Annotated in this window: 15 protein-coding genes; all 15 read left to right on the top strand. The window is 47.2% G+C overall.

Translation table 11 applies throughout. The features are described 5' to 3' along the window. Position 1: 1 nt before the first annotated feature. Positions 2–1,162 carry a phage portal protein gene (locus RDL68_RS02820; RefSeq protein ID WP_308540159.1) on the top strand — a complete coding sequence of 387 codons (1,161 nt, stop codon included), beginning with the start codon at positions 2–4 and terminating at the stop codon, positions 1,160–1,162. A 13-nt stretch (positions 1,163–1,175) separates the two neighbouring features. After that, positions 1,176–3,008, top strand: coding sequence for a head maturation protease, ClpP-related (locus RDL68_RS02815; protein WP_308540158.1), 1,833 nt, complete (start codon positions 1,176–1,178; stop codon positions 3,006–3,008). Between the two features lies 1 nt (position 3,009). After that, complete coding sequence (locus RDL68_RS02810; RefSeq protein WP_308540157.1) at positions 3,010–3,186, top strand: hypothetical protein; 177 nt, start codon at positions 3,010–3,012, stop codon at positions 3,184–3,186. Then, complete coding sequence (locus RDL68_RS02805) at positions 3,186–3,461, top strand: head-tail connector protein (RefSeq protein ID WP_308540156.1); 276 nt, start codon at positions 3,186–3,188, stop codon at positions 3,459–3,461. Before RDL68_RS02810 ends, RDL68_RS02805 begins: the two co-directional genes overlap by 1 nt. Then, on the top strand, positions 3,451–3,759 hold the full coding sequence (locus tag RDL68_RS02800) for a hypothetical protein (protein WP_308540155.1): 309 nt from the start codon (positions 3,451–3,453) through the stop codon (positions 3,757–3,759). Before RDL68_RS02805 ends, RDL68_RS02800 begins: the two co-directional genes overlap by 11 nt. Then, the gene (locus RDL68_RS02795; protein WP_308540154.1) at positions 3,749–4,117 is read left to right on the top strand and encodes an HK97 gp10 family phage protein; all 369 of its coding nucleotides are present in this window, start codon (positions 3,749–3,751) and stop codon (positions 4,115–4,117) included. Before RDL68_RS02800 ends, RDL68_RS02795 begins: the two co-directional genes overlap by 11 nt. Continuing rightward, complete coding sequence (locus RDL68_RS02790; protein ID WP_308540153.1) at positions 4,114–4,428, top strand: hypothetical protein; 315 nt, start codon at positions 4,114–4,116, stop codon at positions 4,426–4,428. The genes RDL68_RS02795 and RDL68_RS02790 overlap by 4 nt, the downstream gene beginning before the upstream one ends. A gap of 11 nt (positions 4,429–4,439) precedes the next feature. Next, positions 4,440–5,009 (top strand): major tail protein, encoded by a 570-nt coding sequence (locus RDL68_RS02785; protein WP_308540152.1) that lies wholly within the window; start codon positions 4,440–4,442, stop codon positions 5,007–5,009. Between the two features lie 3 nt (positions 5,010–5,012). Further along, the gene (locus tag RDL68_RS02780) at positions 5,013–5,375 is read left to right on the top strand and encodes a hypothetical protein (protein ID WP_308540151.1); all 363 of its coding nucleotides are present in this window, start codon (positions 5,013–5,015) and stop codon (positions 5,373–5,375) included. Positions 5,376–5,389: 14 nt separating this feature from the next. After that, positions 5,390–5,551: a hypothetical protein gene (locus RDL68_RS02775; RefSeq protein ID WP_308540150.1), complete on the top strand. Its 162-nt coding sequence runs from the start codon at positions 5,390–5,392 to the stop codon at positions 5,549–5,551. 37 nt (positions 5,552–5,588) lie between these two features. After that, positions 5,589–5,861 (top strand): hypothetical protein, encoded by a 273-nt coding sequence (locus RDL68_RS02770; RefSeq protein ID WP_308540149.1) that lies wholly within the window; start codon positions 5,589–5,591, stop codon positions 5,859–5,861. 64 nt (positions 5,862–5,925) lie between these two features. After that, the gene (locus RDL68_RS02765; RefSeq protein ID WP_308540148.1) at positions 5,926–8,622 is read left to right on the top strand and encodes a phage tail tape measure protein; all 2,697 of its coding nucleotides are present in this window, start codon (positions 5,926–5,928) and stop codon (positions 8,620–8,622) included. Continuing rightward, positions 8,615–9,376 (top strand): distal tail protein Dit, encoded by a 762-nt coding sequence (locus RDL68_RS02760; RefSeq protein WP_308540147.1) that lies wholly within the window; start codon positions 8,615–8,617, stop codon positions 9,374–9,376. The genes RDL68_RS02765 and RDL68_RS02760 overlap by 8 nt, the downstream gene beginning before the upstream one ends. Next, positions 9,373–11,622 (top strand): phage tail spike protein, encoded by a 2,250-nt coding sequence (locus RDL68_RS02755; protein ID WP_308540146.1) that lies wholly within the window; start codon positions 9,373–9,375, stop codon positions 11,620–11,622. Before RDL68_RS02760 ends, RDL68_RS02755 begins: the two co-directional genes overlap by 4 nt. Positions 11,623–11,638: 16 nt before the next feature. Then, positions 11,639–12,483 (top strand): hypothetical protein (locus RDL68_RS02750; RefSeq protein WP_308540145.1); only part of this gene is annotated, 845 nt, incomplete at its 3' end.

Below are 12,483 nucleotides of genomic sequence, written 5' to 3'. Positions count from 1 at the left end.
TATGGACATTTTTAATCGTTTACGGAGTGCTTTTTCACGAAGCCCGACGAAAACAAAATTCGAAATGATAACGCAGCGGCAAGGGAATTTCTTCGGCTTTCGTGGGAAGATCTATGAGTCGGATGTCATACGTGCGGCGATTCGTCCAAAAGCACGCGCTATTGGAAAGGCTTTGGCGAAGCACATCGAAAAAGACCAGACAACCGGGAAGATGAAAGTAAACCAGCGTGCGGCGATGCGCTTTTTGCTGGAAGAGCCAAACGCCTATATGACCGGGCAAATGCTGCAAGAAAAGCTTACGGTGCAGCTGGAGCTAAACAACAACGCCTTTGCCTATATTGAACGCGGGGATGGCGTACCGACGGCAATCTACCCGATTGACTGCAGTAGCTTTGAGATGACAAGCGATGCATCCGGTGAGCTGTATCTGAAATTCACGATGCACGACGGGAGACCTTGGATTGCGAAGTACGCAAATGTTATCCACTTGCGAAAAGACTACGGAACGAATGTGTTTCTTGGCGAACCGCCAGGAGCAGCCCTTGCGCAGCTTATGGACGTTGTTGCAACGAGCGATGAGGGGATGGTCAACGCCATTAAGAACTCTGGGCTCATCCGTTGGCTCTTGCACTATAAGAATGCGTACCGTCCGGAGGATCTTGAGGGTCGGGCAAAGCAATTCGCAAAGATTTATACCGCAACAGAATCTAAAACAGGTGGCGTTGCGGCGGTCGGCGCGGATGCCGATATCTCGCAGGTCAATAGCCGTGAAGCCTATGTTCCAAATGCGGCGCAATCGTCGGGAATTATCAAGCGCGTCTACGCCTTTTTCAATACGAATGAAAAAATCGTCAACTCTTCTTTCACAGAGGATGAGTGGATTTCATATTTTGAAAGCTGTATCGAGCCTGAACTTGTTCAGTTTTCTAATGAGTTTACGCGCAAACTTTTTTCCCGAAAAGAACGAGGCTATGGAAATCGAATTCTCTTCACGTCCGCCAATCTTACCTTTGCGAGCATGAATACAAAATTGCAGCTTACGCAAATGGTGGATCGCGGCATTATGACACCTAACGAGGTCCGTGAAGTGTTCGGCTATGAGCCATACGATGGCGGAGATGCGTTTGTACGCCGACTCGATACACGCCCAACGAATGAATAGAAACGAGGTATAGATGAAGATAAAAATTCAAGGAACCATCATCCCGGATGATCTTGCAGACGTATATGAGTGGCTTGGCATTACGTATACATCGCCCAAAAGTGTTGCTCTACTGCCCGGGAAGGAAGAGGTGGAAGTAGAGATCAATTCCTATGGCGGAGATGTATACGCCGGAAGTGAGATCTATACAGCCTTAAAGTCTTATCCGGGGAAGGTCACAACGACAATCACCGGCATCGCAGCAAGCATGGCATCCATCATTGCTATGGCGGGGGACACCATTCGAATCACGCCGACAGGCCAGATCATGATCCACAATGTTTCTTCCTACTCAGAAGGGAATAAACATGATTTTGAGCATGAGGCGGATGTTCTTGCAGGCTATGATAAGACGCTTGCCAATGCCTACAGACTAAAGACGAAGCTTAGTGAAGAGGAGCTCTTAGATCTTATGGATCATGAAACGTGGCTCACACCACAGGAAGCGCTCGAAAAGGGTTTTGTGGATGAGATCCTTTTTGATGATATGAACACATTGAAGTTCGTGGCAGGCCCTAAAATGCTTAGCCAGGACACCATTGAGAAAGCGAGGGAAGCGATGAAGATGAAAAACAAAATGGAACTGAATCTGGAAAAGGGAGAGCTGATTATCAAAGACGAAGCAGTCAAACCGGAAAAAGCGGAATCCATCGAAGCTGTGATGAATTATTCTGCTGAAAAAGCCGAATCCGAAGCCAAAGTAGAAGAGAAAGCACCCGAAAAGAAGGAAGGGGGCGCAGAAAAAGTCGAAAAAGAGAACGTCCAATTTAATGAAGTCAACAACCGTAGCGGTTTGACATTTAAGAACGAAGCAGAACCGAAAGCATTGCACACAGTGGGAGGCACGATGATGAAGAAAACGTACAAAGAAGCATTTATGAACGCCGTTCGTGGCATGAAACTGGATCAGGAAGAAGCGTCGCTGATTGCGTCGAAGAACAAGGCCTTTAGCGATGCCTTCACGCATGACACCACCAACACCTCAATTGTGATTCCGCGAGAAACGCAGGATAAGATCTGGGCGCGTGCGATGGAAGGCTACGGTGTGTTGGAAGACCTTAACCGTCTGCACGTAAAGGGCGAACTGCGCATGGTAAAGCACAAGGCAATCGAAGAGGGCGATGCCGCTTGGTACGTGGAAGCAACGCCGACGGCGGACGAGAAAAACACGTTCGATGATGTCGTGCTCAAAGGACACGAACTGTCAAAAGCCGTCACCATTTCTTGGAAACTTCGCGCGATGGCCATGGATGACTTTGAGAACTTCCTCATCCGTGAAATCGGGCAGCGCATCTCGATCGCTCTTGGCACTGCGGTTACGCAAGGGGACGGCAAGAATCAGCCGATGGGCATCCTTACCGCCGTAAAGAAGGTAAAGGATCAAGTAGTAAACGTCGCAAAGACCGGAACTGTGACCTACTCGGAGTTGCTGAATCTCGTTTCCAAAGTGCATTCCAGCTATAAGCCGGGTGCAAAACTCTATGCAAACTCCACAACCATCTGGACGGTTCTGGCAAATGTTTTGGATGCAAACGGACGTCCGTTCTTTGAAGCGACGGCGGGTGCCGATGGTGTGGGAAATGCTCTCGGTTTCGTTGTGAAAGAAGATGCGTCGCTTAAGGACGATGAAATTCTCTTCGGCAATCCGAGCGTTGGCTATCTCTTTAACGTCAATGAAGAGATGTCGATGACAACCGAAGATCATGCGAAGGAGCGCAAAACCGACTATGTGGCGTATATGATCGCCGATGGCAACGTGCTGGATGAAAAGGCCTTCGCTGTACTTAGCCTGACGCAGGCGGTGTGATATGGCCGAGAAGAAATCGGTAAAGAAGGAGAGCGCATCGTATGAGGTGTGCGTCTCCTTTTTTGATACCGAGCTGGAAAAAAAGTTTTCCGTTGGAGAGATCTATCCAGCGAATGCTGTGGACCAGAAGCGTCTTGACGTAGTACGAAAAGCGGGGGTGCTGAAAGAGAGGGCATAATGGATCTTCTTCAAAAAGCAAAAGCTGCTTTACGACTCTCCACCGATGACGAGGGCATCAACGAAGAGGTTCAAACGCTCATCGCAGCGGCAAAGGCGGATCTGCTTTCAACCGGTATTAAGCTGGAGGGCGATCCGCTCTTTGAGCTTGCCGTTATGATTTACTGCAAAGCCAACTTCGGTTTTGATAATCCGGAAGCGGAGCGGTTTTCCGAAGCCTACGAGTCAATAAAGCACAAGATGATGAACACAGCGGAGTACAGAAATGCGCAGTAACCTCATTCTTTACCTTCTTCGATACGAGACAAAGCCAGGCGCTTTTTCGGACGAAGGCGAGCGTATCGCACAAAAAAGAAGAGTCTATGCCAACTCATACGGAGTAAGCCTGGATTCTTCTATCCGTGCTCGCCGAGAAGGGCTTCGAATCGCCGGAAGAGCCGAAATCTATACTTTTGAGTATCGTAACGAAGAGGATGTCGAAATTTCCGGAAGAGTATATCGAATCCTTCATACGCAAACACGTGGGGATAAAACGATCATCACGTACGGGGAGGCAATCGGCGATGGCAATTGATCTTGCAAAAGCGATAGGCGATGCGATCTATGAATACTCGGATGAGGTGGTAAAAGCGACAAATGAAGTTCTAAAAGAAACGGCGAAAGAGGCGGTAGACGAGCTTAAAACAGCCGGAGATTTCAAAAACAAATCTGGTGATTATCGAAAAGGGTGGTCTGTAAAAACGGAATCCGCAACACTTGGGATCCAAAAGCAAATCGTCCATAACAAGAAACATTACCGCCTCACGCATCTTTTGGAGTACGGACACGCAAAACCGAACGGCGGAAGGGTGAAGGCTTTTCCGCATATTGCCACCGTAGAGGAAGGACTCGCTGACAAAGCCGAAAAGAAACTACGGGAGAAACTGGGATGACTTTTGAAGAGTTATACGCAGGTCTAAAGAAAGTGAATATTCCTCTTGCTTATGATCATTTCACGCAGCCGACGAGCCTTCCTTTCATGGTGTTTGTAGATGAAGGGAAAGAAACGTTTATTGCAGATGAATCTGTATGGACGAAGCAGACGCGCATACGCCTTGAGCTGTACTTCAAAAGCAAAGATCCAAAGCTTGAGGAAAAGATTGAAAAACGTCTCGATGAGATGGGATTTATTTGGGAAGACGAGGCAACCTACTACATCGAAGACGAGAGAATGTACCAACATAACTACTTTTTTGAGATATAAGGAGATTACAAATGGCGAATAAAGTAAAATACGGACTTTCACAAGTTCACATTTTCCCGATTGAAAAAGATGATTCAACAGGAACAAAATACGGCGTGGGATTCGCGCTTCCTGGTGCAGTAACGCTATCTCTCGAACCGAGCGGCTCCAGCGATCCATTCTATGCGGATGATGTCCCGTATTACACGGCAATCGCAAACAATGGTTACACAGGTTCGCTCGAAATTGCGATGCTTAATGACGACTTCTATACCAAGATTCTTGGCATGAAACTGGATGAAAAGACAGGTCTCATGCTTGAAAATGTGGACGACATGGGGAAAGAATTTGCTATGGCATTCCAGTTCAAAGGGGATGAGAAAAATACACGGCATATCGTTTATCGTTGCTCTGCTACACGTCCGAAGATTGAGGGCGAAACCGTTGCGGATAAAGTTACACCAAAGACAGACTCCTTTGATTTTACCGCAATCCCGCGTATTTCAGATGGAATCATTAAGGCAAAAGCTGAACAAGGAGCGGCGGTTTATGATAAATTTTTTACTGCCGTCCAAGACCCAGGCGTGGTCACTGGAGCGTGATAAATGGAAAAGACAATTACGATTGATGGCAAACAAGTTTCTTTCAAATGCACCGGCGGTTTTCTGATTCGATATAAGGAGATGACGTGCCGGGATCCTATTCAGGATATTGTTGGTCTTTCTAAAATCACATCAAAGGATGGGTTGGATTACTCAAAACTTGACACACATGTTCTTTATGATATTTTGTGGGTGCTTGCACGCTCAGCGGATCCGGATGTTCCGGATCTTTTGACGTGGCTTGATAGCTTTGATTTGTTCCCGATTGGAGAGGTTTTCCCTCAAATAATCGATGTTTTGACGGCGGCTTTTGGTACAACGGTTGAACCGAAAACGCCGTCAAAAAAAAAGGCACATCGAGCATAACCATCGAAACCTTGATGGTTGGGGCAACTTCGCGCGGGCTTTCTATTGATTCGTTTGACCAAATGAATCCGGGGCAGATTCTGGATTTTTGTATTGCCTACAACAATCAGATGGCAGATGATGACGAAGAAGATACAGAAGTCTTTGCGACACAAGATGACTTCGATCGTTTTTAATGGGTATAATTTGATAACCAAGAAAGGAGGATTTGCTATGGGAAAAGTTAAAAACGTATTAAAAGCAATTCAGGCTTATTTCATGTATTACAATCCTCCAAGCGCGGATATTAAACAACTCACGTTTGAAGAAGAGCAAAAAATCATAATTGAAAAACATGATACGTATCTCTCATTAGCGGGTAAAAAAATCGCAGCATCCGATCGAGCGCTTAAGAGGTTCCGAGCCGCGGAAAAGCATCGAAAGCAGCACAACCGAAGAAAAAAAAGAGAACTATTCCACAACATCATTCAATCGTTAATGGAGTAACGATCTATTATAAGAAAAGCGTCTCTTATCGGGGCGCTTTTCTTATACCAAGGAAGGAGGCGGGATGGCCGGAAACATTAAAGGTATTACCATTGAGATAGATGGTAATACTACAAAATTAACAGATTCTCTTAAAAAATCTGACATGGCGGCAAATAACGCCTCAAAATCCATTCGAGAGATTGAGAAAGCGTTAAAGTTCAACCCCGGAAATACAGAACTTGTCGCCCAACAGCAACGAAATCTGCAAAAACAGATTGACGCTACCAAAGAAAAACTAAGCGTTTTAAGGAACGCAGAAGCGGACATCAAACGTCAGTTTGAAAGCGGAAATCTTGGTGCGGAGAAATATGAAGCGTTTCAACGCGAGATCATCACAACGGAATCGAAACTGGGAAGCCTCGAAGGAAAACTCAAAACTTCGCAGAGTGAGCAGAAACGTCTATCGGAAGCTACAAGTGGTCTAACAACGATCTTTCAAAAGTCTGGAAAGAGTGTGGATGATTTTGCAGACCTCATTGGTCAAGACGTTGTAGAAGCCTTCAAAAAAGGCGAAGGCACATCTGCACAGATGGAAGAGGCGCTTAAAAAAGTTGGCGAAGAGATGCTTGGAACCGGTGGGGACGCAGAAAAACTGCGATCACGTCTTGAGGAACTCGGAAAAGGCGTTTCTCTTGAAGATCTAAAGGAATCCGCGAAAGATTCTGGCAAGTGGGTTGATAAGCTTGGGGACGAGGCGGAACAAACAGGTGAACAATTAAATACAATCGAAAAAAGTGCTGTTAGTATCTCAGGTCTTGACGCGGCTATCAATCTTTTTGGAAAGCTGAAGGATGCGGCATTAGAGGCGTTTAATGCCATTGCAGAGGCTTGGGGGAAGGTTGATGAAGGGCAGGATATCATCGTTGCTAAAACTGGTGCTACTGGCGCGGCGGCTGACGCGATGGGGGAATCCTTTAACCGAGTGTACTCAAAAATTCCAACAGATGCGCAAACGGTAGGAAACGCAATCGGCGAGATCAATACGCAGTTTGGCTTGCAGGGTCAGGCGCTGGAAGATACATCGGCGCTTTTAATTAAGTACGCGCAAATCAACGGTGCAGATGTTACAAATGCTACACAGCAGGCACGTGCGGCCATGGATCAGTTTGGACTATCGGGGGAACAATTAGGATCCGTTCTCGATGCTGTAACCGCAGTAGGACAGTCAACCGGCGTTTCTGTTGATAAATTGTTCGATAGTGTAACCAAAGGCGCCCCGGTTCTTGATCAGATGGGTTTATCCTTTGAAGAGTCGGTTTCTCTTATGGGGCAGTTTGAACAAAGTGGAATCGATGGTTCGAAGGCGCTGAGTTATCTTACAAAAGCGCAGGCGACAGCTGCCAAAGAAGGAAAAACGTTAAAAGATGCGCTGGTAGATTTTTCATCGGTTGCAAATTCGGGAGCTTCTGACACTGAAAAACTAAATAAGGCGTCGGAACTCTTTGGCATAAAAGGCGGAGCTTTAATGCTTAAGGCCGCGCAGGACGGGAAACTTAATTTTGAGAACTTATCAAAAGCAGCGTCAGACACGGCCGGAGCGGTTGAAAATACATTTAACCAGATGCAGGATCCCGCGGATGAACTGACGATTGCGTCAAATAATATTGACATTGCGTTAGGGTCAATTGGAACGAACATACAAAATGCGCTTGCGCCAGCACTTGAACGCGTTGTAGGTTGGATTCAAAAAGCGTCAGAGTGGTTTGCGAATATGGATCCGAATATTCAAGTTGCGATCGTTTCGATAACCGCTATTGCATTAGCGATTACTGGAGCTATCGTTGTGTTCGGACTGTTGTCGGCGGCGTTTACTGCGGCAGCACCGATTATTGCGGGGATTACTGGAGCGTTTACCGGTGTAGGCGCTGCGATTAGTGGTCTTGGCGCATTTATAGCAGCAAATCCAATTGTCTTAATTATTGGTGCTGTCGTTGCAGCGGCCGCGCTTTTAATTGCGAACTGGGATACGGTCAAGGCGGCTGCAAAAGCCGTGTGGGCAGCGGTATCCGCAGCTTGGGAAAATCTGAAACAATCGATTGCAGGTATTGTTGATGGCATTAAACAATCTGTGTCTGGTGCATGGGAAGGAATTAAAACAAAAACATCCGAAATATGGAACGGAATAAAAGGATTTATTTCAGGCGTGTGGGACGGAATAAAATCGGGAGTGAGCGGTGCTATTAACGACATAAAATCAACGGTTGATAGCGTTTGGAACGGGATTAAAAATACCACATCGAATATTTGGAATGGGATTAAAAGCACAATTTCTGGAATTGTTAATGGAATCAAATCAGCTGTTTCTGACGCGTTTAATTCCGTTAGAAGTACAATAACCGGAATATGGGACGGAATCGTCAGTTTTATTCGGAACATTCATATTCCAATGCCGCACTTTTCGATTAGTGGATCAATCAATCCGTTTTCTGGCAACTTTCCGCCGCATGTAGGCATTGACTGGTACAAAGAAGGCGGTATCTTTGACCGTCCATCGGTGATTGGTGTCGGCGAAGCTGGATCCGAAGCTGTTGTTCCTACGCATAAGCTCGATGCTTTTTTCAACGCTGCGCTTAAGCGTGTTGGCGGAGGAGAGAAAACACAGGACACCGTAAACGTCTATATATCGCAAGCGACCGTCCGAGAAGAGGCGGATATTCCGCGCATCGCAGAAGAATTGCAGCGCTTAATGGAAAGAGAGAGGAGAACGCGTCATGTGTAGCTGGCCACTAACCGAAGTTCTTAGGATGCGCTACGATGGCCAACCACTCATGCGCGGCTACGTCGTTGAAAAGATTGAGCGTCCTGCAATGCCAAAAATTGAAAATACCACACAGAGCATCCCGGGGAAAAACGGGGTGCTTTTTCGTCGGCAGAATCGAATGGAAAGGGTACTTAAAGTCACCATTCGCCAGATCGCTGAGGCAAATACGCCGTTTTTTCTTGCCCGAGAACGCCTTCGGGATAGCCTTTTCGCTTTCCGGGCGTATGTGGAAAAAGATACGCCAAAGCGCTTAGAGCTATCCGATCAGCCGCTCACTTACGATATGGCGATTTTAGATGATTTAGATCAGGACATAGAAGCGACAACGCTTCTGTTGGAATGCTCTTTCCTGCTGCCGGATGGCTTTAGTCGAGATCGAAGCATGACGACGATGGATCTAAAAGACGGAGAGAATCATATTTTCTATGACGGGACAGAGCCGACACCGATTCAAGTGCGTGGAAACATTTCTTCCGAGAGTGTTGTGCTCTTTAATCAAACGGCTGCGGAGAAAATGACCATACTGCAAGCAACAAATGGTATAGCAGCATTCATCGACACAGAGCAGGAAACCTACAGAGAAAACAACGTTCTTTGCATGCCAAAGATTCCACCAGCATCCGATTTTCCATGGCTTTATCCTGGTAGTAATACGCTTTTCGTCTCTGGGCTCACCGGCGCATCCCTATCGTATGAAGGGAGACGCCTATGAACTTCATCGTATACGACCTAAATGGAAACCGTGCACAAAATCTGATCGGGAAAGCGACGCATCACTACGTCGTTGGCGGTCTGGATACTGTCTCCATATCCGTCGTGGAAAGCGAAGTGAAAAAAGGATACCGCCTGCTATACCAGGGCGATCGAAGCAAGTGGCACGAGTTCATCGTTTCCTCGATTATGACGGTGCATACCAAAGACGGAATTGAGCATGAAATCTATGCAGAAAATAGCCTGATTCGTCTTCGTGGCGAAAATCCGATCATGGACCGGAGAAATATTTCTTCTCCATCGAAGGCAGTGGAGATCATCACGGAAGGCACTGCGTGGAAATGGGAATGTGACCTTTCGGCAACCGGAAGTCTGTCTTTTTACCATATCTCGCCTTATGATGCCCTTTCAGAAACGCTAAAGACTTTTGGCGGCGAATTTTATACAAAAATCCGTGTGGAAGGAAATCAAATCATACGAACCATCGTTCTTACCGATCGTGTTGGTGAAGATCACGGGAAGCGCTTCAGCTACCGAAAAGATATGGCGTCGATTAAGCGGAAAGTGAAAGAAGAAGATGTCGTAACGCGCTTATACCCGTACGGGAAAGGAGAATCCGTCGGAGAGGGGTATGGCCGGCGCATTTCTATCTCCTCGGTAAATAACGGAAAAGATTACATCGAAAACACCGCTGCACAAAGCCTTTACGGATACAATGGCGACCCTTTTTCGGCCGTCAAGGTCTATGACAGCATCGATGACGCCGGGGAACTAAAACGGGCGGCGGAAAAAGACATGCAGATCTTGTCCACGCCCAGCATTGAGTATGAAGCAACCGTGATCGATCTAAAAAGCTATGGCATGGATTTTGAAGGCGTTGCGATTGGCGATACGGTCCGCATACGCGATAAAGAGTTAGGGCTTGCATTAACGGGTCGTGTGATGGAGCTTGAGATCGATCTGGATGGGGAAGAGGAAACAAAAATCAAGCTCGGCAGCATCCGAGAAGGTCTTGATAATCGTCTCTCTGGCATGGAGAAGACACTTGAGCGTATCAGCCTAAAAGAAGGTGCGCTCGACGCTCTGGCAAATCACAAGACTTTTGTCGATATGGTCGTACAAGGACTTAACGATGCCTTTAAGACGTCCACAAGCTACGTGCGTTTTAGTCCGGAAGAGGGGATGATTTTTACCGATAATCCGGACGAGAGCCAGGCGAAATGGGCGATGAATCTTGGCGCGCTTGGTTTTCGCATAGCCAATAAAAAGAAGCCAAACGGTTCCTGGGATTTTCGCACCTTCGGTACCGGTGACGGCTTTACCGCCGATCTCATCCGCGCCGGTCGTTTGGAGGGTGGTTGGGGATATATCGATTTTAATGCGAAATCTTTGAACTTTGGTAACGGCGCAATGACCTATAGTCCGGATCAGGGCTTCGTACTTTCTTCGGCGGTCAAGGCGACCCTAAAGGGCGATAAAGGGGATAAAGGCGAGGCCGGAGAAGATGGCACGCCCGGTAAAGACGGTGAACCGGGGAAACCCGGAAAAGATGGGATTGGCGTACAAAGTGCCTCTTACGAGTATGCGGTATCGACCAGCGGGAAAAGCGCACCTAATGAGGGGTGGTCAGAAGAACCTCCAAACGTTGGTACCGAAATTTACGTGTGGAGACGTATTAAAACCACCTATACGGACGGGCGTACAGAGATTTCCACTCCGGAGTGCATGACCAGTCAGCAGATCCGCTTAATGCTCGATGCAACAAAGACCGATATCGCCGCGGAGGCTGCCAAGATTCGCAATTACACCGATGCACAGGCGGAAGCGGCGAAGCAGTATGCAGACGGTGTCATAACCGAGCTTGAAGGGCAAATCATGGCGGCGTATGAAGCCAATGTCCAGACGCAAATCGAAAAGCTCAATTCGGAGTGGGAAAGTAAAATGGCAAGCCGATTAGCTGCGATTGAATCGAATCTGCAGGATCTGCAGAGTTATATCTGGGTAGATGGCGGAAACGTACTTCTCGGCAGGAAAGGAAGCTTTGTAGCGCTTACCCTCGCACCGGAAGAGATTGCCTTTTTGGTCGATGCGGCAAAACGTGGACATTTTAACGCAGAGAACCTTGTTGTAACCAATGTTCGCACAACGATGGTCGAGATCAATTCCCCATACAGCACCGGGAAATTCCAAGAGAGAATGCGCATTGTCGACGGGGTCGATCACTTAACGACCTACTATACATCGTAGAAAGGGGGTGGAATCTTTGGCATATTTACTGCTTGATTTACGAGCGTCAAATGGAATCGAATCCTCCGTTATCACGGCGAATCTATATATTTGTGATACTGCCGGCGGATGGAATCACTGGTCTCCAAGCGGTGCGATCACCATCGACGGGACGGAATATTCCTTTAGCCACGGCTTTGACACGGAGCAAAGTCAGCAGTGGATTGGCTCTGCCCAGAAAACGGTAAGCTACGGAAATGGGGCATCTCGATCAGTTGCTGTATCTGCCTACTTTGATAGTGACGTGAGCTTTGGGCGGCTTACCACATCGAAAAGCATAACCATTAACCGATCCTATCAGGGAGCGAATTTAGTCCGTATAACCATTAACGGAAAATCGGCGACGAATGGTTCCGCTTGCGTGCTTGGAGAAGATACCATTGCGGTAACGGTTAAGAAGAACAACAACGTTTTACAGTACAGTAAGCGAGTTATCATAGGCAACACACGCTATACGTATGGCGAATTTTCAAACACTTCCGGTACAGAAACATGGACATTTACGCCGGATCTACCATTTTTTGGAGAGCGTATGCCGACGCTTGTCGAGACGAATTTTGCTGTAGGCGTGGCATCAAAAACCGCAGATGGATCGGAAGTGTCCTACGACTTTAGAACAATAAAACTTCGAATCCCTGACTATGTTAAGCCGACGCTTCGTAGCCATAGCGTTGAAGTGTACGCCGACGGCTTACCCAATCGTCTGTTACAGAACAAATCGACCGCTGTGGGACGGTGGACATTTGGCAATGATGAGCTATATGGCGCGAAAATCGACCGAATCATCTTTAATCACGATGGTCTGCTGCATCACATAGACCG

Source organism: uncultured Murdochiella sp. (genome assembly GCF_902488755.1).
In the GTDB taxonomy this organism is placed as follows: domain Bacteria; phylum Bacillota; class Clostridia; order Tissierellales; family Peptoniphilaceae; genus Murdochiella.
This window is presented reverse-complemented; position numbering and strand designations above follow the sequence as displayed.